The sequence below is a fragment of the Streptomyces sp. NBC_00996 genome (assembly GCF_045162675.1).
GTDB lineage: Bacteria > Actinomycetota > Actinomycetes > Streptomycetales > Streptomycetaceae > Streptomyces.
The window spans coordinates 3,460,832-3,481,950 of record NZ_CP108723.1; the positions used below are offsets into that span (position 1 = coordinate 3,460,832).

The following is a 21,119-nucleotide window of genomic DNA, read 5'->3' on the forward strand; positions in this document are numbered from 1 at the left end:
GCGCATGGACATGCTGACGATCGGGGCCTTCGCGAAGGCGTGCCGGCTGTCGCCCAAGGCGCTGCGGCTCTACGACGAGCTGGAGCTGCTGCGGCCCGCCCGGGTCGACCCGGGGACCGGGTACCGGTACTACGCGGTCGAGCAGCTGGAGCAGGCGCGGCTGGTGGCGTGGCTGCGGCGGCTCGGGATGCCGCTCGCCCGTATCCGGCGGGTGTGCGCCATGGCGCCGGGGCCGGCCGCGCGGGAGATCCGCGCTTACTGGGCCCAGGTCGAGGCCGAGACGGCCGCGCGCCGGGATCTGGCGGCGTTCCTCGTGGACCATCTCTCACCGTCCCCCAGAAAGGACACCAGCATGCTGGAGCTCCGTTACTCCGCCCTCTCCGACACCGGTCTGGTCCGCAGCGCCAACCAGGACACGGTCTACGCGGGCGCCCGCGTCCTCGCCGTGGCCGACGGCTGCGGGCCGGGCGGGGCGCCCGCCAGTACGGCGGCCGTGGAGGCCCTCAAGTTCCTGGACGACGAGCCGCTCCCGGCCGGGAGTGTGCTCAATCTCCTTGAGGACGCCGTTCAGGGCGCCACCCGGGCCGTTCAGGACATCGCCCCCGACCGGAAGGACGTCGGCACCACCCTCACCGCGATGGTGTGGACCGGCTCCCAGCTCGCGCTGGTCCACATAGGGGACTCGCGCGCGTATCTGCTGCGCGACGGCGGGCTGTCCCGGATCACCCACGACCACACCGTGGTCCAGTCGATGATCGACGAGGGCCGGCTCACACCGGAGGAGGCCACCGCCCACCCCCAACGTGCCCTGCTCCTCAAGGCGTTGGGGAGCGGGGCGCCCGCCCCCGTACCCGACCTGCGGCTGCACGACGCCCGGCCGGGCGACCGTTACCTGCTCTGCTCGGACGGCCTCTCCGGTGTCGTACCGGAGGAGGAGATCTCACGGATCCTGGCCTCGAGTCCCGTACCGGAGGAGGCTGTTCGGGCCCTCGTCGGCGCGGCGAACGACTGCGGCGGGCCGGACAACGTGAGTTGTGTGGTGGCGGATGTGGTGGAGCCCGCCACCGGCTGACGTCCCATTGGCTACGGCGTGGGAACGCTCTCAGCCGCCGCGGCCGCGCGCTCGCGGACCGTCTTGATGTCGTCGGTGTGGCGGAGGGCCTGGGACACGGCCTCGATGCCGGCCAGGAGGTTCTCGATGTCCGGGCTGCCCAGGGGGGCGGTCGCGTCGTCCGCCCGGGAACGGCGCTTGGTCTCGATGGCGTCCTGGATCGTCAGGGCGTGGGCGAGCGGCCTCGCCCGGCCGGCGTCGCGGTCCAGGACGAGGGCCGCGTCGTAGGCGCGTCGGTCCAGGTCCTCGTCGATGTACCGGGCGAGGTGGAGCAGCGCGTCCCGGATGAAGGTCTCGCGGCGGGTCAGGCGCAGTTCGGGGGTGGCCCTCAGTTTGAAGGGGACGCGGCCGCCGGTGGCCGTGCGCGTCAGCCGGTACAGGGGCCGCAGGCGCCAGTGGCTGAGCCGGGTGCGCGCACGGCGCTGCAGGTACTGGCCGGCGTTCGGCAGGATGAACCCCACCGCGATCAGGATGGCGGAGACGCAGGCGACGGGCGGCGACAGGTCGGTGCTCAGCCAGTCCAGGTCGTGGCCGGTCCAGCGGGAGAAGACGGCCGTGAACTTGGAGCCGTCGTAGAGCAGGTTCATCGCGTAGCCGACGCCCAGGAGCTTCAGACCGGTGCGCAGCCATACATCGAGTCCGTCGGTGCGGATCCAGTTCCGGATCAGCCGGTAGGTGATCAGGCAGGCGACGGTGTGCGCGAGCAGGTAGAGCACGATCTCTTCGCGCATGAAGGGGGTGGTGGCGTAGTAGGTGTCGAGGTCCCGCACCCGCTCGACATGGGCGTCGGCGAGCGCGAACAGCACCCACAGTGCGACGATCACGCCCGAGTAGACGCTCACCACCCGTCGCGTGGCGCGCCGGGTGGTCTCCGAGCGGTCGGAGATGCCGTTGCGCCAGGCGGTGATCAGCAGGAGGCAGGATCCGCCGAACGCGGTGACGAGACTGTAGACGAGCGGTGCCGAGATGTTCGGTACGCCGGTGACGCGGTTGGTCCAGCCGATGGTCGGCGGCGCCGCGAAGACGAAGACGCCGCAAGCGAGGACGAGCAGACCGCCGACCGCCCTGAGCAGCGGATCCTTCCAGAGCTTGATGATGCTGGGCAGTTTGATCGCCAGAGCGACGGTCAGCACCGCCGCCGGTATCCAGAAGGAGATGTACAGGCCGTCGAAGAAGCGGGAGGGATTCATCGCCCGTCAGTCCTTCAGTCCTGGGGTCCGCGGTAGCCGAGCGACGCCTGGATGGCGCGGCCCACCGGGTCGACGGGTCCCCGGGTACCGGGGCCGGTCACCCAGGAGCGGAAGACGCTGGCGAGGTGCAGACCGAAGTCCTCGGCCTCCGCCTCGTCGGCTTCATGGGATCCGTTGCGGGCGGCGACGGTGAGGGCGATCTCCTGCCAGTCGGGACTGTCGGTCAGGGCGCTGGCGGCGGCGGCCGCGCCCTGTCTTTCGAGGTGATGGTCGTGGTGCCCCCGTGTCATGTGCCACAACTCATGACCCAGGATGACGAGTTTCTGCACCGGCTCCGCACGCTCCTCGATGATGACGAGGTCGAAGTCGTGGAACTCCATCCACAGACCGGTGACCTCGATCTCGTCGGGGAAGCGCTCGAAGCGGAGCTGGACGGGGCGCCCGTCGCGGCGCCTGCTCATCTCCGCGCACAAGACATCCGCCAACTCCCGTACGTCGACCGGGGTGTCGAACCGCTTCCGCAGGACGCGGCTGAGTTCGACGGCGAGGGCCCGCATCCCGGAGTCGGCTCGGTGCGGGCGCAGGCCTGCGGCGAGCTTGCGGACGGTGGCGGCCAACTTCATCGTTCCGCCTCCTCGCCGCCCAGCAGGGATTCGAGCATGAGCGCGAGCGCCTCCTGCTTGCGGGGAGTCAGCCTCTTGCCCCGCAGGGCCAGCGTGACCACTCCGTGCTTGATCGTGAACTTGAGCAGCGGCCCGTCCTCCGCGCTGCCTTCAAGTTCCTGAAGGGTGCGTTGAAGCGCGCCGTTCAGGGCGACGGCGGCCGGATCGGTGAAGAACTTCGTGCCCTGGTGAAGGTGAAAGAACTCGGCGAGCCGGGTGAGGTCCGGCACGTTCGGCATCTTGTCGCCGTTGAGCAGGGATCGAGCCCACTTGTCGCTGATGCCGAGCCGGGCGGCGACCTCCCGGCACACGTCGGCGGGCCGCTTCCCGCTCTCCGCGAGATACGCCGCGTACAGCGCGCGCACGCGCCCCCGGATCCGGTCGTCCACCTTGTCGTCGCGCGGCGCCTCGCCCGCGAGCAGGGCACGGACCTCCTCCTCGGGGACGGCGGTCCGCCCCGACAGGGCACGCACGTCGAGGACTTCGCCTCGGTCCAGGCTCTTCTCGGCGATCTGCGCATCGAGGCGTGCGAGCGTCTCGGTCAGAGGCGGCGGGGACTCACTCACCAAGGGGCTCCCGGCAGTTGACTCGTCAAGTTGTCGCACCGATGGCCGAGACTACGTGGCCGATTCGCCCCACGCCACACTTTCCGAACGATCGTTCCCACTTCAAGAACGATCGTTGACAGCAGATGCGCACCCGCAGCCTCGCCAAGTCCGACGTGTCCCTCGTGTGCGGCTCCTGCGGCAATCTCCGGGTGGCCGCGTGCACAACGCATGGCGTCGTACGGATGAAGGCGGCTCGCATTGATTCACGGGGAGGGGAGGGCTCGGCGGCTGCCGGTGTCGTGGAGTCAGGGCTTCAGGAGTCCGCCCACCCACCAGTCGTGCGGTTGGCCGTTGACCATGCCGCGATTGCGGAGGGTTCCCTCAAGCGTGAAGCCGAGCTTCTCCGCGAGTGCGCGGGAGGCTACGTTCCCGACCATCGCCCACCACTCGATTCGGTGCGCATTGAGCACGCTGAAGCCCCAGTCGCACAGCGCCCGCGCGGCCTCTGCGGAGTATCCGTGGCCGCGCTGCTCTTTGGCTGCCCAGTAGCCGAGTTCGTAGACTCCCTGGTCACGTTTGGTCAAACAGAAGGAACCAACCAGCGCGCCGTTGTCCGTGCGGAAGGCGCCGAGGATGTGGTCGCCGTCCGTGGCCCAGCCCTGGGGAGCGGTCTCCTCGACGTATCTTTCGGCATCCTCGCGCCGGAACGGTGCGGGCGCCGGCGTGTAGTACTGGATGTCGGAATCCTGGCAGGCTGCGTACACCGCCTCTGCGTCGGCGGGAGTGAAGGGCCGTAACAGCAGGCGGGCGGTCGCGAAAGTCACCGGATCCATGACGGCAGTATCGCCAGGGCCTATCTGGGCGGCCAACAGTTTTCTGCACCGGTCAGTCTCCAGGCTCGCCGGCCCCACCAGGTCAGGCGTGGCTGTCAGCGGTCTCCGATCGCGGCGGCTGTCTGTGGGCAGGGCCGTGATTCCGTGGGCGCCTGTAGCGTGCGGGAAGCGAAGCGATCGGCGCGCTGGTGGGGATGCTCATGGCTTTCAGGTGTCGGAGTTGTGGTGGGCCACTGTCGGCAGTGCTTCGGCGGGCAGAGTGGCAACCCTTGCAGCGGGTCTCCGGCAGGGAGCACTACACCTACGGGCCGTCCACCGCCCCTCGTGGGGCGTTCATGTTCGACCCCGTGCCGTTTGGATTGGGGGTGGAGAGACGGGTTCGGGGGAGTTCCTGACCGCCGTCATCAATCCCCTCGACGGTGTGCTGCTTCGACCGCATGCCAACCCCGCACGCCGGGTCGGCTGCTGTCGGCCCGACAGCTCCGCCGGTCCGAGTCTGCTGTGCGGGCGCTGTGGGACTGAAGTGGGCATCGAGATAGCGGACTGCTGGGACCCCAGAGGACGGCTCGTTCGGTCTGGAGTCTTGGACGCCTTCACTCAGCTGTGAACTCGTATCGCAGTTCGTACAAGTGCCCGGCCTTGACCAGAACCGATGCCTCGATGGGCCGATCGCCATCGCTGTACACCACGCGGAGGGTACGCAGCACCGGGAGATCGCTCGGCAGTTGCAGCGCTCGGTACTGCTCCTGCGTGGGGACGCGGGCGGACACCCGGTCCACACTGAGCCGAGGCGGGTGTCCGAGGTCCGCGAGGATCGCCGGGGTCCCTCCCTTGATCCGGTGGCGTTTGGTCATCGCGGTGCCGCGACTGATCTCCAACGGGTAGTAAGACTCGACCAGTTCCACCGGTTCGTCGTCGATCAGCAGGCGCTGGCTGCGCAGAAGTGCGGAGTCGCCCGGCGTTAGACGCAACGCCTCGGCGATGTCCGCCGGAGGGACCACCTCCGCCACCTCAAGCAACTCGCTCCGAGCCCTCGCCCCGCCCTTGGACGACTCGGTGAGCCACCGGTAGGGCTCACCGGGTTCGGCGGGCGCCATGTACGCCGCGGGTCGCACCGTCCGCTGCCGGTGCTCCCGCACGGTCACGGCGGCGCCCGCACGCCCGATGACGAGCCGTTCATCCTTGAGGAGCTGCAGCGCCTTCTGCACGGTGGCGTTCGACGCGTCGAAGCGGGCCTTGAGCTGCACCGTGGACGGCAATTTGGCCCCGGGCGGCAGATCTCCGCTCATGATGTCGTCGCGCAGATCGGCGGCGATCCGCTCATGCAGCGAGCGGCGGTCGAAATCGTCGTCCTCAGCTCTGGGCACGGTCACCGATCCTGATCTCGTACCGAAGCCGCTGACGATGGGCGGGCATCACCATACGGTCGACTTGGATCGGCCGGTCGTCGCGATCGAGGGTGAGCCGGGTCAACTGCAAGACCGGTTCGTCGTCTGCGGTCCGCAGCACGCCCCGCTCGTCCTCCGTCGGCATTCGGGCCACGACATCCTCCTGTACCCGGGCCCCCGCATGGCCGAGTTCGGCGAGGAGGGTCACCGCCCCGCCACGGATCTTGGCCGTCGATGCGAGCCGGGTTCCTCTGGCGATGGCGAGGGGGTAGTACGTGTCCGTCAACTCGCTCGGTTCATCGCCAAGGTGGATGATGCGCCGACGTACGACGACGGTCTCCCCTCCGGACACGCCCAGCAGCTCGGCGATTCCGGGAGGCGCCAGCACCTCCCCCGCGTACACCACCCGCTGGCTTCCCCGCCGCCCTCGCGCCGCGAGTTCCGCACTCCAGGCGTCCAACTGCCCGTGCTCACGCGGCGTCAGATACGGCATGGAGGTACTGATCCATTCACCGGCACTCATGGCCCCTCCTCCCTCGCTTCTGCGCGCCCAACCAGCCTTGCCGCTTTACACAGTAAGCGAGTTGGCACCGAGAACCACCCTTGGGCAATCTTGCCGCTTTTCGCGAATAGCAGTAACTTGCCAGGGATCGTACCCCTCAGGATCAAGGTGGTGGTTCATCGTGTCCCTTCTTCGGCACCGGCGGTTCCCCCGGTCGCGCGGCTCTGTCCGCGTGGCACGCGAGTTCGTTCTCTCCACACTTGCGGAATAGGGGATCACTGACCGCGATGACGACATAAGGCTGTGCGTCTCGGAACTCGCCACCAACGCGGTACTCCATGGAGTGCCGAATCAGGTCCACCACGCGCCCGGCCTCACCCTCGCCCTGTGCGACTCGTCGGTGCCGGGCAAGGACCACGGCCACCTGGACGAGGAGACGTTGGCCTGGCTGGACGAGGTCCTGACGCGGGCCACGTCCCCGGTCCTGGTCGCGTTCCACCATCCCCCGGTGACCCTCAACACCCCCTACGTCGACGGCATCCGCCTCCTGGACGAGCAGCCCCTGGCCGACCTGACCGCCCGCCACCCCCATCTCACCGCCTTTCTCACCGGCCACGCCCACACTCCCGCCGCCTCCACCTTCGCCGGCCGTCCCCTCCTCGTGGCCCCTGGTGTCGTCTCGTCCCTCCGCCTCCCGTGGGAACACCGCGCCCACGCGGAGGACCACGTCCACCTCGATCTCCCGCCCGCGCTCGCGTTCCATGTGCTGGACGCGGACGGGAGACTGACGACCCACTACCGGAGCGTCATCGGGTAGTGCGTGCCATCGGCTCCGGGCGGAGCTCGCGGGGCCGGCCCTCTCGTGCTCCGGCGGTTTCCCTCGCGGTGGTGTAGGAACGGTGGAGACGGTGCCCCATGGAAAGCTCCCTACTGGCAAGGAGTACGCGTGTCCTCCCTCTTTCCGGCCCTGGTGGGCGGTTCGGTCGCGGAGCGGTCCGCGCTGCGGTTCGGTGACCGGTCCCTGACGTACGCGCAGCTCGCCGCCTCGGCGGGTGAACTCGCCGGGCGGCTCGTCGGTGCCGGGAGGGTCGCCGTGTGGGCGACACCGACCCTGGAGACGGCCGTCGGTGTCGTGGCCGCGCTGCTCGCCGGAGTGCCCGCCGTGCCGCTCAACCCGAAGTCGGGAGAGGGCGAGTTGGGCCACATTCTCGGCGACAGTGCGCCGTCGCTGCTGCTCGCCGGTCGCGGCGACGAACTTCCCGAAACCGTACGGGTGTTGGAGCAGATCGACATCCAGACGCACAGCGCCGGAACGGCCGTACCGCCCGCCGAGGCGGACCCCGCCGCCCCCGCCCTCATCGTCTACACCTCCGGCACCACGGGCCCGCCCAAGGGCGCCGTGATCCCGCGTCGCTCGATCGCCTCGACGCTGGACGCGCTGGCCGACGCCTGGCAGTGGACCGGTGACGACGTGCTGGTGCACGGGCTGCCGCTGTTCCATGTGCACGGGCTGATCCTGGGCATGCTGGGGCCGCTGCGGCGCGGCGGCTCCGTACGGCATCTGGGGCGGTTCAGCGCGGAGGGTGTGGCGCGCGAGCTGAACGGCGGCGCGACGATGCTGTTCGGGGTGCCGACGATGTACCACCGGCTCGCCGAGGCGCTCAGCGAGGACGTGGAGCTGGCCAAGGCGCTCGGCCGGGCGCGACTCCTCGTGTCGGGTTCCGCCGCGCTGCCGGTGCACGACCACGAGCGGATCACGGCCGCGACCGGGGGCCGGGTCGTCGAGCGGTACGGGATGACCGAGACGCTGATGAACACGAGCGTGAGGGTGGACGGTGCGGCGCGCCCCGGCACCGTGGGCGTGCCGCTGCCCGGCGTCGACCTGCGGCTCGTCGAGGAGGACGGGACGACGATCGCCGGGTACGACACCGATGGCACCCCCACGGGCGCGTACGACGGCGAGAGCGTCGGCGAGATCCAGGTGCGCGGGCCGAACCTCTTCACCGAGTACCTGAACCGGCCCGACGCCACCGCCGCCGCGTTCACCGAGGACGGCTGGTTCCGCACCGGCGACATGGCGGTCCTCGACCCCGACGGCTCGGTACGCATCGTCGGCCGCAAGGCCACCGACCTGATCAAGAGCGGCGGTTACAAGATCGGCGCCGGGGAGATCGAGAACGCGCTGCTCGAGCATCCGGCGGTGCGCGAGGCCGCCGTCACCGGTGAGCCCGACGACGACCTGGGCGAGCGGATCGTGGCCTGGATCGTGCCCTCGGATCCCCAATCACCGCCATCCGCCGACGAGTTGTCCGATCAGGTGGCCCGCCGTCTCGCCCCGCACAAACGGCCACGTACCGTGCGCTTCCTGGAGTCCCTGCCCCGCAACGACATGGGCAAGATCCTGAAGCGGGCGCTGCCGCGTGACTGAGCGGTTCTCGGCGCGCGAGACCATCGCCCTGGTCACCGACCGCTTCACGGAACTCCCCTCTCCCATAAGGGAGTTCCCACCAAACGGCCCACTCTCCTGGCAGGGTTACGACGACTCGCGCGCCCGCGCCGCCGCTCGCACCGGTGAGGACGAGTCCGTCGTCTGCGGCACCGCGGTCATCGGCGACACCCCCGCCGTGCTGATCGCCTTCGAGTTCGGCTTCCTCGGCGGCTCGCTCGGCGAGCGCACCGGCGACCGCCTCGAAGCTGCGTACACCCACGCCCGTGAGCACCGCCTCCCCGTCGTCTCGCTCGTCGCCACGGGCGGCAGCCGGATGCAGGAGGGCATGCTCGCGCTCACCCAGCTCCAGCGCGTGGCCCGGCAGTCGGCGCTCGCCCGCGAGGCCGGGCTCGCACAGATCGCCGTGCTGCGGGACCCGACGACGGGTGGCGGCTGGGCCACGCTGGGCGCGGGTGCCGACGTGACCCTGGCGTTGCCCGGCGTCCAGGTGGGCTTCGCGGGCTCCCGGGTCCGCCCGCCCGACGCGGACCCGGCCGCGTACACGGCGGAGGCCCAACTGGCGGCGGGGGCGGTGGACGCCGTCGTACGGACCGAGGAGCTGCGGGGCGCGCTCGCGCGGTGGCTGGGCCTGCTCACCAAGCCGTCGGCCGAGGCCGCGCGGGTCCCGCCCGCCCTGGGCGCACGCGAGCTCCCCGCCACCGGCTGGGACGCCGTGCGGCGCGCCCGCTCCGCCGAACGCCCACGCGCCGAGACCTACTTGGACGCGTACTTCACCCACCGGGCAGCCATCAGCGGCGACCGCTGCGGCGGCACCGACGACGGCATGCTGTGCGGCTTCGGCCTCGCGCGGGACGGACGACCCCTCGCCTACGCCGCCCAGTGCGGCACCGCCACCCGGCCCGCCGGATACCGCACCGCCGCCCGGCTGATCCGGCTCGCGGGCCGGCTCGGCATCCCCGTACTGACGTTGGTCGACACGCCCGGTGCCGCCAACGACGCCGACGCGGAGCGCCAGGGCGCCGGCGCGGCGATCGCGGACCTGTTCGCCGCGGTGGCCACCGCCCGTACGCCGGTCACCACGCTGGTGATCGGCGAGGGCGGCTCGGGCGGCGCGCTCGCGCTGGCCGCACCCGGCAACACGTGGGCCGCGCCGGACAGTTACTTCTCGGTCATCGCACCCGAGCTCGCGGCCGCGATCCTGAAGCGGACCCCGGGGGAGGTGGAAGCGACGGCCGGCCAACTCCGCATCCGTCCCCAGGACTTGCTGGACCTGGGGGTGATCCGGGGCATCACGGAAATCCCCGGGACATGAACGGATCGGTGGTGCCGGCTCCCCCCTCCCAAGCGGAGCCGGCACCACCCGCACAAGGCACCCGGGCCGGCTACCGCACTCCCACCGCCCGGATGATCTCCTGGCTCACCGAGCCGCCCTGGTCGTCACGGGCCGAGGCCCGCAGCGAGAGGAACTCCGCACCGCGCGGCACGCTCAGCGTCCCCGTCCAGGACGCCTTGCCACCGGAGAGCTGGACCGCCCGCACCTCCTTCCACGTATTCCCGTCGTCGTACGACACCTCGAGCTTCCCGCCCCCGATGGTCCCGGTGTCCGGCGCACCCTTCACATACTCGGCGTGGATGCCCACCGGCACCCGGCTGCCGCCGGGCACATCGCCCGCGAGGTCGGTGTCGACGTCGTATCCGAGGTTGAGGAGCGGCAGGAACGTGAAGTGGTCCTCGGGGGTGGCCGCCGATCTGACGGTCCACTCGGTGTGGCCCTTCGTGCACAGCTTCCAGCGGTCCGCGTCCAAAGCCGTGTCCGTGACGACCTTGTACGTGTGCTCGTCGGCGGGCGCGTCCCAGACGTACGCGCCCGAGCTCATCCGCCGGTCGACCAGGGAACCGTCCTGGTACACCTCCGTGAACTGGGTCATCCCGGTGTCGTCGCTCCACACGTCGCCGAAGCCGGTGTGGTCGGGCCCGGAGTCGCCCCAGCCTGGCGTGTTGAACTGGATCCGGTTGCCCGCGCGCTGCTGACCCCAGCCGAGTCCGGTGCCGAGCCAGGGGTGCCAGACGGGCTTGAACCAGTTGAGCGTCGGGTGCGTGCCACCCCGGTAGGCGATCAGTCCGCCGCGTTCCTCGAGCGTGCCCGGCCCGACGCTCACGGACTCGTGCCACAGCTGCCCGGCGCCCGTGGAGACGTAGTCGGTCCGCTCGGCCGGGTAGTCGATCCGCTCCTGGAAGCCGATCCCGATGGGGAAGGCGCCGGTGATCGAGTACCGGAACTCGCCGCCCGACACGGGCTTCACGGCGTGGAACCTGGCGTCCAGCACGGCAAGTTCACCCTTGCCGGGCTCATAGGTGAGGTCTCCGCGCGGGATGGCGCCCTGGTGGCCCTGCGAGAGGTCGTACACGTACGGCGTGTTACGCGTTCCGGTCATCTCGACCTGCTCGGCCGCCCGCAGCCGTGCCGCGTCCGCCGCGTTCACCGTGGCGATCTGCAGCGGCCGGTCAGTGTTGTCGTCGGTGCCGAACCAGGCGTTCAACCGCCCGGCCGTGTCGTCGGTGACGAACATTGCCTTGGCGCCCGCGTCCTGGGCGGCCTGGGCGAGCGCGGCCGGTTCGACGCCGTCGGCGAGCCGTGCGAGCACGGCCTTGCCGCGTACGTCCTTCCCCGAGAAGACACCGTCACCGGCATCGACCAGCGGCAGCCTGCTCCGCCCCTCGATCAGCGTGCCGCCCGACTGGACGACCGCCTCGCCGATGCCGTCGACCTCCAGCAGCGGCTTTCCGAGCCGCCACACCGTCCGGTACTCGAAGCTGCCCTGCGTCACCTTCGCGGTCGGCGCGGCGAAGACGCTGTCGTACTTGACGGGCACCTGTACGGCTCCGAACAGGTCGGAACCGCCCGCGTTCCGGTCGTACTCCATCAGCAGTTGCCGGGTCTCGGTCCGCCGGTCGGCCTTCGCCCTGAGTTCCTTCAGCTGCCGCCCGTCCAACGTGACTTCGCGGTCCCGGTCCAGCGTGATCTCGGGCGCCGCGAGGAACCCGAGGCCGAGCGAGTCCGCGCCGTGGCTGCCGTGCACGTCGAGGAAGGACGTGAGGCTGTACGTGCCCGGCTTCAGCCGGAGCTTCAGTGTGCCGGAGTCACCGACCGGCGCGGGGTACGGGTCCACACCCTGGGCGAGCTGCTGGACCACGACGTCGGCTGCCGTGGCGGCGCCCTCCCGGTCCTTGACATGGACGGTGAGCGTGTACCGCTCCTCCTCCTTGACCAGCCCGAACGCGGTGTGCGCGACGGGGGTGCCGGCGACGGACGCGACGATCTGCCCGGAGGTGTTGCCCACGGGCGCCTTGGAGCCGTCACCCGTCACCGTCGTGGACGCGGTGCCGCGCGCGGGCACGGTGAGCGTGGCGTCGGCGAGGGTCGCGACGCCGTCAGTGGCACCCCGTACGGCGAGGCTCAACTCGACCGCGCTGTCGGAGGAGTTGCTGTACGTCACCGTCTTCGTGACGGGCTTGTTCGCGTCGTACGGCCAGCTGTAGAAGCCGAGGTCGGCGCTCCCGGTGGCGGTCACGGCAGCGTCGATCGCGTCCGGAACACTCACCCGCCCCGAGCCCAGCACATAGGCGGACGCGTCGAGTTGCTTCGACGTCGACATCAGCGCGTCCTTGAGCCGGTCGCCGGTCCAGTCGGGGTGCTTCTCGGCGAGCAGCGCGGCCACGCCCGCGACGTGCGGCGTCGCCATCGACGTACCACTCATGGAGGTGTAGTAGCCGCTGCCGCTCACCAGTTGGGAGCGGGCGGCGAGGATGTCGACGCCGGGGGCGGAGAGGTCGGGCTTGAGCGCGTTGTCCCCGTAGCGCGGTCCGGCGCTGGTGAAGTAGGCGGCCTGGTCCTCGGAGTCCACCGCGCCGACGGTCAGCGCGGAGTCGGCGGCGCCGGGCGAGCCTATGGAAGAGGGGGCGCCGGTGTTTCCGGCGGCTATGACGAAGAGGGCGCCGGTCTCCTCGGACAGGGTGTCGACCGCCTCGGCCATGGGATCGGTGCCGTCACTGGCCTCGGTCGAGCCGAGGCTCATGGAGATCACCTTGGCGTGCACATCGCGCGCGGCCCACTCCATACCGGCGATGATCTGAGACTCGCTGCCCGAGCCCTGGTCGCTGAGCACCTTGCCGACGGCGAGCGTGGCACCGGGGGCGACACCCTTCTCCGTACCGCCGGAGGCGGCACCGCTGCCGCCGACGGTCGACGTGACGTGGGTGCCGTGCCCGTTGCGGTCGGCGACCTCCTGCCCGTCGATGAAGCTCTTGGTCTGCGAGACCCTGTCCGCCAGGTCGGGGTGGCCGGTGTCGACACCGGTGTCGAGGACGGCGACGGTGACCCCCTTCCCGGTGAGCCCGGCCTCCCAGGCCTTCGGCGTGCCGATCTGCGCGTTGCTCTCGGCCAGGTCGGCCTTGACGCGCCCGTCGAGCCAGACCTTGCCGATCCCGTCCTGGCGGGTCATGGCCTTCCAGAACGTCCGCCCCTTGTGCGCGTCGAGGGCGGCACCGCGGATGCTCGGCAGCGCGCGCGTCCTTACGGCCGCGCGTGGCGTGGCTGTGCCGCTCTTCTTCCCGTACGTCACGATCAGCGGCAGCTCGTCGGTCTTCTGGTCGGTGAGCCCCTGACGCATCAGCTCGCTCACGTCGAACAGCCGCCGGTCCAGGGTGCCCGCCCGCAGATACGGCAGCGCCTCGTCCGGTACGACGCTGACGGCGCCGTTCGCCACCTGGGTGCGCACGGCGCCGGTGGCCCCCTCGGGGCGCTCGACGGTGACGGTCTTCTTGCCGCCGCCGAGATCGGTGACGGTCACCTTGTCGCCGGTGACGAGGGTGACGGTGCGGGCTGCGGAGGCGGCCCGGGCCGACACAGAACCGGCTTCTTGCGCGCCCGCCTGCCCCATCGGCAACAGGGCGAGCACGAGCCCGGCCGACAACAGCGCGGTCCCGTGTCTCGCTGCTCCTCTGGTCATGTGTGCCCTCTCTTCGTCGGCGCCCGGGCTCTGCTGTGTTGCTGCGCTGCGAAGAGTGTCGGGGCGCTTGTGTTGCGGGGGAGTTGACGGAACCTGGCGGGAAGGCGCCCTGGCGGCTTCCCGCCAGGACGGGCGGGTACGAACGGCGGAAACCGGGACAGTGCGAAGTACCGTCCCCGACAATGAAGATGAGTGGACGTCACGCACAACGGGGTCTCGGCTTCATGGACGGCCTGGTGGAGTTCAAGTCCGACGACGGCGCCGTGATCGTTGTCGAGGGCATCGAGGACGAGTCCGGCTCTCGCCTCGTCGCACGGGGCGACGACGGCGCGGTCCAGGCGACCCGCACCTTCGAGGGCTCCCTGGAGGGTGTACGGGCCGCCGCGGAGTCCGCGTTGCGGGTGTTCCGCGACGGCAGCCTGCGCCCCGACTCCGTGGAGATCGATTTCGGGGTCAAACTCACTGCGGAGGCGGGCGCGTTGATCGCCAAGAGCGCGGTCGAGGGCCATCTGGTGGTCAAGCTCTCCTGGGCGCCCGAGCGGCCGGAGCCGCGGTCCGACGGGTCCGGGTCCGGCTCCCCCGGGACCGCCACGCGGCCATGACGAGCGCCTCCTGCCACGCCAGGATCAGTTGCGGGCGGGAGACGGGCGCGGGGTTCCTCGTCACTGAGCGGCACGTGCTGACCTGCGCGCACGTGGTGGCGCGCAGCGCTACGGACGCGGTGAACGTTTCCTTCGCGCAGGGCGAGGACGCGCTCCACGCGAAGGTGCTCGCGCACGGCGGCTGGGACGGGCAGGACACTCACCCGGCAGACGGGGATCGAGCGGCGGCTGACCCGGGCGGGCTGCGAGCAGACCATCACGTCCCTGGAATCGATACTCGACGCGGTGCGCACCTCCTGGACGCGTATCCCGTCCGAAGACCACCCATCCAGCCGCACCCCGCCCGGCCCCCCACAGAAGGCGACACCTCCTTGGGGACCGCACAATGCGAGAGAGGACCGCCGCCCGGCGGGACCCCACGGTCTGCGCTCTCGGGAGGACCTGCCATGACCGACAGTCTGGAGCAGCTGCGCCGCTGTCACTTCGCCGTAGACCTGGGCGCGGCGCGGACCCGTGTGTACGTGAAGGGCGCGGGTCTGGTCGTCGACCAGCCGAGCGTCGCCGCGATCAACACGAAGACGGGCGCGCTGATCGCGGTCGGCGAGTTCGCGGAGAAGATGACGGGCCGTACACCGGACTACATCCGTGTTGTCCGGCCGGTGAGCGGTGGCACGGTCGTCGACATCGAGATGGCCCAGCGCATGCTGCGTCAGCTGCTCGGCGACAAGGTGCGCCGAACCCTGCGCCGCAAGCCGCGGCTGCGGGCCGCCGCCTGCACCCCGCACGACGCCGACCCGCTGGCGCAGCGCGCCGCGATCGAGACGCTGGTGGGGCTGGGGGCGCGCCGGGTCGAGCTGGTCGACACGCTGATCGCCGCCGCGGTCGGGTGCGGTCTGCCCGTCGAGCAGCCCGAGGCCACCATGGTGATGGTGTGCGGGGCCGCCGCGACCCAGCTCGCCGTGCTGTCGCTGGGCTCGATCGTCACCGCCGGGCGCGTCCCGGTGGGCGGTGAGGCCGTCGACCACGCGATCGTGCAGCACCTGCGGCATCAGCACGAGCTGATGCTGCCGAGTCAGGCCGTACGGCCCCTGCAGCTCGCCCTCTCCGGCAACGGGCTCACCCCGCACGGCCCTGCGTCGACGGAGATCCACGGGCGTGACGTGGCGACCGGCCTGGCCCGTTCCGTGCAGGTCGACACCGCCGCCGTACGCGATGCCATCCAGACCCTGCTGACCGCGGTGCTCGACGGGATCGGGAAGGTGCTGCGCGCCTGCCCGCCGGACCTGGTGGCCGACCTCGCGGACCGCGGGATCATGATGGTCGGCGGCAGCGCGCTGCTGCCGGGCCTTGACCAGATGCTGCGGCAGGCGACGGGCATGCCGGTGCACATTGCCGAGCGGCCCGACGTGTGTGCCGTGCAGGGGCTCGGCTACATGCTGGAGGGCAAGATCGAGCCGCTGATCCTCAACCCGCTGGCGAGCTGAGAGCCCAGCGTTCCGGGGCCCCGTATGACCGACCCCGTCCCCCGCCTCCCGGCCCTCCTGGAAGCCGTCCTCAGCGTCGGTACCGACCTCGAACTGCGGACCACGCTCCAGCGCATCGTGGACGGCGCCGCCGAGCTGACGGGGGCCCGGTACGCGGCGCTGAGCATGGCCGACCCGGGGTACGACGGGCCGAGGGAGATCCGTACGGCGGGGCTGCCCGAGTCCGGCCGAAGGAGTTTCGTGGGGCGCACGGACGACTCCCTGGGCGTCCCCATCCGCGTCAATGACGAGGTGTTCGGGAACCTGTGCCTCGCCGAGAAGTCCGGTGGCCCGTTCACCGACCAGGACGAACAGCTGCTGCGTGTCCTCGCCGCTCAGGCGGGCATCGCGATCGCCAACGCCCGGCTGTACGAGACGGCCCGGCAGCGCGAGCGGTGGATCGAGGGCGCCGCGGCCGTCACCACCGCGCTGCTCTCCGGTGAGGCCGCCGCCGACGCGCTGACGACCGTCGCCGACCGTGCCCGGATCCTCGCCGACGCCTCGGCGGGCGTCATCCTCCAGCCGACGGTGGACGGCGGCATGGAGATCGTGACCGCCTCCACGCTCGAGGACGCCGGCGACATCGTGGGCACCACGATCGCGCCCGGCAGCCCGGTTCTCGAACAACTCCTGGGCGGCGAGCCGGTGTTCATCGACGACTCCGCGACCGACCCCCGGATGACGACCCATGTACGGACGCGCTTCGGGCCCAGCATGATGCTTCCCCTTCAGTCGGGCGGCCGGCTCATCGGCACACTCGCGCTTCCGCGCCGGCGGGGCGACCGGCCGTACACCTCCGTGGAACGACTGCTGGCCACGCAGTTCGCCTCGCAGGCCGCGCTGGCCCTGGTCCTCGCCGACGCCCAGCACAGCCGCGAGCGCCTGGCGGTCTACGAGGACCGTGACCGTATCGCGCGCGATCTGCACGATCTGGTCGTCCAGCGGTTGTTCGCGACCGGCATGATGCTCGAATCCACACAGCGCAGGAGCGTCGGCACCGGCGGTGACACGGACACCGGCGGCTCGGGCGAGGACGTGCACGAAACGATCGGCCAGGCTGTCGACGAGCTGCAGTCCACCGTCCAGGAGGTCCGTACGGCCATCTTCGCGCTGCAGCAGCCCCCGGTGGACGCCCCCACGACGTTCCGCGGCAAGGTGCTGCGCGAGACGGCCGGCGCGGCGGCGGTCCTCGGCTTCCGGCCGTCCACGCGATTCACCGGCGCCGTGGAGAGCCTGGTCTCGGAGTCCGCGGCCGGCCATCTGCTCGCGAGCCTGCGCCGCGCGCTGGCCGTCGCGTCCCGCCGCGCCGGGGTATCCCGCATCGATGTCACGGTCGACGCGACGGCGACCCTGCCCGACAGCCGCGCGGGTGTCCGCCTGACGGTCCACGACGACGGCGCCACGGGTGACGGCGGCGCGGGCACCACGTTCACCTGGCAGTCACCGCTGTGAGCCGTCACCCCGGCGAGCCGCCACCGCTGCACGCAACCCACACCACCGTGAGCCGCCACCGCTGCACGCAACCCACACCACCGTGAGCCGCCACCGCTGCACGCAACCCACACCACCGTGAGCCGCCACCGCTGCACGCAACCCACACCACCGTGAGCCGCCACCGCTGCACGCAACCCACACCACCGTGAGCCGCCACCGCTGCACGCAACCCACACCACCGTGAGCCGCCACCGCTGCACGCAACCCACACCACCGTGAGCCGCCACCGCTGCACGCAACCCACACCACCGTGAGCCGTCACCGCTGCACGCAACCGGCACCCGCCGAACTGACGTCTCCCCGGCCGGGCCTTCGCGTCACCCGGAAATCGGATTCACACTGCCGGCCCCACTCCAATTGCGAAAACCCGGACTCGGCGCTAAGCATGAAATCTAGCAAGAATCAACCCCGTACCGTAGATCCAACTGATAGCCTCCGCCTCGACAGTCACTCAACCCAACGAAAGTCCCAAAAAATGAACCTTTCGGTGACGCCGGCGAAGCACCACTCCGCCGCCCCCAGGCCCGTGCGCCGACCGCACACGCCCCTGTCGGCCATCGACCCGCTCGGGACTGCTGCCGTGAGGTCCGCCGGTCGAGTGACCGACATCCCCGGACGGCGTCCGGCCAAGCCGATCACGTTCGACTCGGCGCTGTAGACGCGGCAGATCACGCAGACTTCAGCGCGGGCGCATCCGGCGGTACGACGACCGCCCGGTGCGCCCGCGCTCGTGCGCCGGGGCCGTCAACCGCCTTGACCGATCAAGGGGTTGGCGGTACAAGCAGACCCCCGTCGGCACTATCCTCACCCCGTGAAGCTGCAGCAGCTCGTTCTCAAGATCCACAGTCGATGCGACCTCGCCTGTGATCATTGTTATGTGTACGAGCATGCCGATCAGAGCTGGAAAGGCCGCCCGACCTTCATTTCCGAAGAAACGCTCGGAAAAGTGGCCCGGCGATTCGCGGACTATACGGAAGAACAGAAACTCCCGTCCGTTTCCGTGATCCTTCACGGTGGCGAACCTCTTCTTGTGGGTCCCGTCCGCATGAGAAACATCTGTGCGGAACTCACGCGTACCATCGCCCCGGTCACCGCTCTCGATCTCCGTATTCACACCAATGGCGTGCAGCTCAACACACGCCATCTCGATGTGTTCAAGGAATTCGGCGTCAAGGTCAGTATCTCGCTCGACGGCGACCGCGCCGCCAACGACCGGCACCGGCGTGACCGGCGGCGGAGGAGCAGCTACGACCGGGTGCTGCGCGCGATCAGTCTGCTGCGCACACCCGAGTACCGGCATCTCTACAGCGGCCTGCTGTGCACCGTGGACGTGGCCAATGATCCGGTCGCCGTGCACGACGCGCTCGTCTCGCTGCATCCGCCCCGCATCGACTACCTGCTGCCGCACTCCACCTGGGACAGTCCACCGCCCGGACCGGTCGACTCGCCGACCGCGTACGCCGACTGGCTGCTCAAGATCTTCGACCGCTGGGACCAGCAGGGGCGCACCGTCTCCGTACGGACCTTCGAGTCGGTTCTCAGCACCCTGCGGGGCGGGCCGAGCCTGACGGAGGCGATGGGGCTCGCGCCGAGCGATCTCGCGGTGGTGGAGACCGACGGCAGCTTCGAGCAGGCGGACTCGCTGAAGACGGCGTACGACGGGGCCCCGGCTACCGGTTACGACGTCTTTCAGCACCGCTTCGCGGAGTTCGCGCGGCATCCCGGGGTTCGCGCGCGCCAGCTGGGCCTCGCGGGCGTCAGCGCGACCTGCCGTCGCTGCCCCGTGATCGAATCGTGCGGCGGAGGGCTCTACGCCCACCGGTACAGCAGCGGCCGCGGCTTCGACAATCCGTCCGTGTTCTGTTCCGACCTGCGCGCCTTCGTCGACGGTGTGGCGGAACGCATCACCGACCACGCACTCAGCCCGGCCGTCGGCGACAGAGAGGAACTCTGGTTCGCTCAGGGCGAGTTGAATCGGAGACTGCTCTCCCGTCTGGCCTACCGGTACGCCGGGGAGCCGGACTGGGACGAGATGTGGCGGGCCTTCGTGTACCTGGACGGTGCGGCGGGTGCCACACGCCACGTCGACGAGATCATCGCCCACCCCTACTTCCACACCGCACTGAAGCAGTGCCTGCACGACCGGGTCACCACTCCTGATCCGCTCGCCGCGGCGGTCGCCGTTGCCGCCCTGCGTGCTCAGGTCGACGTAAAACTCAGCTGGGACCACGCCACGCCCGACCTGCACCTTCCCACCCTGGGAACCCTCACCCTCCCCGAGCCCGGCCGCGTCGAGGTCGCGGTGACCGCGGGCCGCCTCCATGTGCGCACCGAGGACGGCGCGGAGTACGCGACCGAGGCCGACACCACCAGGTGGCGCCCCCTGCACCGCATGACCCTGGCGGACGGCACTGCGTTGCTCCTCGACGACGCCGACCCCCTGCGCGACTGCTACCCCGCCCGTGTCACCCCGCCCCTCGACCCCGGCGAGCTCGCGGCATTCACCGAACGGCTCGGTGCGGCCTATGAGTTGATGGACGAGCGCGAGCCCGGCTGGCGTGCCGACGTCAACGCGCTGCTCGCCACCACGGTCACCCCGCTCGCCGCCGACGCGGGAGTGCGGCTCGGCGCGCACGGACTCGGCGCGCTGGGGGTCGCCGTCGACTTCGAGCCGGAGGAGTTCGTGCGTGAACTGCCGCGCACCGGACGCCTGGCGCGGCTCACGGCGCTGCGCGAGACGGCGGATCTGAACGTGCCGGGCAACGGGGCCGGGCGGCTGCTCGACCAGGCGAGCCGGGAGCTCGGCGACGCCACGTACTGGAAGGGCCACGACGACGCGCACGCCGCCGCGCTGGGGCGGGCCGGCCGCGCCCTGAAGCAGCTGGCCGCCCGACCGGACGGTGAACTCACCGAGACCGGTGCGGCGTTGGCCGAGGAGCTGCGGACCGAGTGGGCGGGCCACCGTGCCTGACCGCACCCGACTGGCCGACTTTTTCACCGAGCTGGGCGTGCGGCCCGGCGGCATCCTCGTGATCCACGCCTCCCTCGGCGGTGCGGGGCTGCGGGACACGGACGTGCGGGACGCGCTGCTCGACGCGCTCGGCCCCGACGGCACGCTCGTCGTTCCCGCCTTCTCGCCGGAGAACTCCTTGACCTCCCGGGCGTACAAGGCGCTCGCCGACGGCATGTCCGAGGACGAGGAGGCGAGGTTCCGGGCAACGGTGCCCCCGTTGGACCCGGATACGACGCCCTGCCCGACGATGGGCGTGCTCGCCGAGTGCGTACGGACCGCCCCCGGCGCCGTCCGCAGCGGGCATCCGCACACCTCGCCGGCCGGGCTCGGCCCCCGGGCCGGGGAGCTGCTGGGCGACCACGATCCGCACTGTCACCTCGGCGAGCGCTCCCCGCCGGCCAAGCTGTACGCCGCCGACGCCCAGGTCCTGCTGTTCGGGTGGTGGGGTTCGAGGTGTGCAGCGCCTTGCCTCGCGCCGGGTACCGGATGCACCCCGCTCCCGCGCGACGGGCATACCACTGTGTGTGGGGCGAGACGGGCCACTGGACCTCGTACGAGGACATCGTGCTCCACGAGGGGGACTTCGGGGCGATCGGGGCGCGGCTGCCGCGTGATCTCGTGACGGAACGGGAAATGGCGGGGAAAGCGGTGCGGCTCCTCGGGATGCGGGACGCCGTCGACCAGGCCGGTGTCCAGATGTCTGGATATCGCCATGGTTTGACGTGAAAGAGGCGACCCGTGCGGGCGCTCGATCGGGAAGATTGTGGGTTCCGGCCAGGTGAACCGAACATCCCG

The 21,119-nt window shown here is 70.7% G+C and carries 16 protein-coding genes; 9 read left to right on the plus strand and 7 right to left on the minus strand.

Annotated features, from left to right (window positions below):
* Nucleotides 1-4 precede the first annotated feature (4 nt).
* A complete protein-coding gene (locus tag OG390_RS16370; protein ID WP_406168633.1) occupies nucleotides 5-1,072 on the plus strand; it encodes a MerR family transcriptional regulator in 1,068 nt (355 codons plus the stop codon).
* An 11-nt stretch (nucleotides 1,073-1,083) separates the two neighbouring features.
* Here OG390_RS16370 and OG390_RS16375 read toward each other — a convergent pair whose 3' ends face one another.
* From OG390_RS16375 to OG390_RS16400, 6 genes are all read right to left on the minus strand, one after another.
* Nucleotides 1,084-2,301: an MAB_1171c family putative transporter gene (locus OG390_RS16375; protein ID WP_406168635.1), complete on the minus strand. Its 1,218-nt coding sequence runs from the start codon at nucleotides 2,299-2,301 to the stop codon at nucleotides 1,084-1,086.
* A 14-nt stretch (nucleotides 2,302-2,315) separates the two neighbouring features.
* Entirely contained in the window at nucleotides 2,316-2,924 is a 609-nt protein-coding gene (locus tag OG390_RS16380; protein WP_406168637.1) for a toxin-antitoxin system, toxin component family protein, read from the minus strand.
* Nucleotides 2,921-3,529 (minus strand): transcriptional regulator, encoded by a 609-nt coding sequence (locus tag OG390_RS16385; protein WP_406168638.1) that lies wholly within the window; start codon nucleotides 3,527-3,529, stop codon nucleotides 2,921-2,923. Before OG390_RS16385 ends, OG390_RS16380 begins: the two co-directional genes overlap by 4 nt.
* A 287-nt stretch (nucleotides 3,530-3,816) precedes the next feature.
* Complete coding sequence (locus tag OG390_RS16390; protein WP_406168640.1) at nucleotides 3,817-4,344, minus strand: GNAT family N-acetyltransferase; 528 nt, start codon at nucleotides 4,342-4,344, stop codon at nucleotides 3,817-3,819.
* A gap of 593 nt (nucleotides 4,345-4,937) precedes the next feature.
* Complete coding sequence (locus tag OG390_RS16395; RefSeq protein ID WP_406168642.1) at nucleotides 4,938-5,717, minus strand: GntR family transcriptional regulator; 780 nt, start codon at nucleotides 5,715-5,717, stop codon at nucleotides 4,938-4,940.
* Nucleotides 5,698-6,255 (minus strand): GntR family transcriptional regulator, encoded by a 558-nt coding sequence (locus tag OG390_RS16400; protein ID WP_406168644.1) that lies wholly within the window; start codon nucleotides 6,253-6,255, stop codon nucleotides 5,698-5,700. Before OG390_RS16400 ends, OG390_RS16395 begins: the two co-directional genes overlap by 20 nt.
* Nucleotides 6,256-6,577: 322 nt before the next feature.
* Between OG390_RS16400 and OG390_RS16405 the strand changes: the two genes are divergently transcribed.
* The 3 genes from OG390_RS16405 to OG390_RS16415 all read left to right on the plus strand — a co-directional run bounded on the left by OG390_RS16405 (nucleotide 6,578) and on the right by OG390_RS16415 (nucleotide 9,995).
* Nucleotides 6,578-7,051 carry a hypothetical protein gene (locus OG390_RS16405; RefSeq protein WP_406168646.1) on the plus strand — a complete coding sequence of 158 codons (474 nt, stop codon included), beginning with the start codon at nucleotides 6,578-6,580 and terminating at the stop codon, nucleotides 7,049-7,051.
* Between the two features lie 129 nt (nucleotides 7,052-7,180).
* The gene (locus OG390_RS16410) at nucleotides 7,181-8,662 is read left to right on the plus strand and encodes an acyl-CoA synthetase (protein WP_406168648.1); all 1,482 of its coding nucleotides are present in this window, start codon (nucleotides 7,181-7,183) and stop codon (nucleotides 8,660-8,662) included.
* The gene (locus OG390_RS16415) at nucleotides 8,655-9,995 is read left to right on the plus strand and encodes a carboxyl transferase domain-containing protein (RefSeq protein ID WP_406168650.1); all 1,341 of its coding nucleotides are present in this window, start codon (nucleotides 8,655-8,657) and stop codon (nucleotides 9,993-9,995) included. The genes OG390_RS16410 and OG390_RS16415 overlap by 8 nt, the downstream gene beginning before the upstream one ends.
* A gap of 70 nt (nucleotides 9,996-10,065) precedes the next feature.
* Here the strand turns inward: OG390_RS16415 and OG390_RS16420 are convergent, their stop codons facing one another.
* A complete protein-coding gene (locus OG390_RS16420; RefSeq protein WP_406168652.1) occupies nucleotides 10,066-13,692 on the minus strand; it encodes a S8 family serine peptidase in 3,627 nt (1,208 codons plus the stop codon).
* A gap of 224 nt (nucleotides 13,693-13,916) precedes the next feature.
* On the opposite strand from OG390_RS16420, the gene OG390_RS16425 reads away from it, so the two are divergent.
* The 5 genes from OG390_RS16425 to OG390_RS16445 all read left to right on the plus strand — a co-directional run bounded on the left by OG390_RS16425 (nucleotide 13,917) and on the right by OG390_RS16445 (nucleotide 20,946).
* On the plus strand, nucleotides 13,917-14,294 hold the full coding sequence (locus tag OG390_RS16425; protein ID WP_406177699.1) for a CU044_2847 family protein: 378 nt from the start codon (nucleotides 13,917-13,919) through the stop codon (nucleotides 14,292-14,294).
* 446 nt (nucleotides 14,295-14,740) lie between these two features.
* Nucleotides 14,741-15,778 (plus strand): rod shape-determining protein, encoded by a 1,038-nt coding sequence (locus OG390_RS16430; RefSeq protein ID WP_406168654.1) that lies wholly within the window; start codon nucleotides 14,741-14,743, stop codon nucleotides 15,776-15,778.
* A 24-nt stretch (nucleotides 15,779-15,802) separates the two neighbouring features.
* Nucleotides 15,803-17,269, plus strand: coding sequence for a GAF domain-containing sensor histidine kinase (locus tag OG390_RS16435; RefSeq protein ID WP_406168656.1), 1,467 nt, complete (start codon nucleotides 15,803-15,805; stop codon nucleotides 17,267-17,269).
* 853 nt (nucleotides 17,270-18,122) lie between these two features.
* Nucleotides 18,123-20,282 carry a radical SAM/SPASM protein FxsBH, inactivated beta-hydroxylase extension form gene (fxsBH, locus tag OG390_RS16440; protein WP_406168658.1) on the plus strand — a complete coding sequence of 720 codons (2,160 nt, stop codon included), beginning with the start codon at nucleotides 18,123-18,125 and terminating at the stop codon, nucleotides 20,280-20,282.
* Entirely contained in the window at nucleotides 20,275-20,946 is a 672-nt protein-coding gene (locus tag OG390_RS16445; RefSeq protein ID WP_406168660.1) for an AAC(3) family N-acetyltransferase, read from the plus strand. Before fxsBH ends, OG390_RS16445 begins: the two co-directional genes overlap by 8 nt.
* Nucleotides 20,947-21,119 lie beyond the last annotated feature (173 nt).

Bases quoted from the DNA above. Each gene is read 5' to 3' on its own strand.
- OG390_RS16370 (WP_406168633.1), top strand. From the start codon at position 5: ATGGACATGCTGACGATCGGGGCCTTCGCGAAGGCGTGCCGGCTGTCG.
- OG390_RS16375 (WP_406168635.1), bottom strand. From the start codon at position 2,301: ATGAATCCCTCCCGCTTCTTCGACGGCCTGTACATCTCCTTCTGGATA.
- OG390_RS16380 (WP_406168637.1), bottom strand. From the start codon at position 2,924: ATGAAGTTGGCCGCCACCGTCCGCAAGCTCGCCGCAGGCCTGCGCCCG.
- OG390_RS16390 (WP_406168640.1), bottom strand. From the start codon at position 4,344: ATGGATCCGGTGACTTTCGCGACCGCCCGCCTGCTGTTACGGCCCTTC.
- OG390_RS16400 (WP_406168644.1), bottom strand. From the start codon at position 6,255: ATGAGTGCCGGTGAATGGATCAGTACCTCCATGCCGTATCTGACGCCG.
- OG390_RS16420 (WP_406168652.1), bottom strand. From the start codon at position 13,692: ATGACCAGAGGAGCAGCGAGACACGGGACCGCGCTGTTGTCGGCCGGG.
- OG390_RS16425 (WP_406177699.1), top strand. From the start codon at position 13,917: ATGGACGGCCTGGTGGAGTTCAAGTCCGACGACGGCGCCGTGATCGTT.
- OG390_RS16430 (WP_406168654.1), top strand. From the start codon at position 14,741: ATGACCGACAGTCTGGAGCAGCTGCGCCGCTGTCACTTCGCCGTAGAC.
- OG390_RS16435 (WP_406168656.1), top strand. From the start codon at position 15,803: ATGACCGACCCCGTCCCCCGCCTCCCGGCCCTCCTGGAAGCCGTCCTC.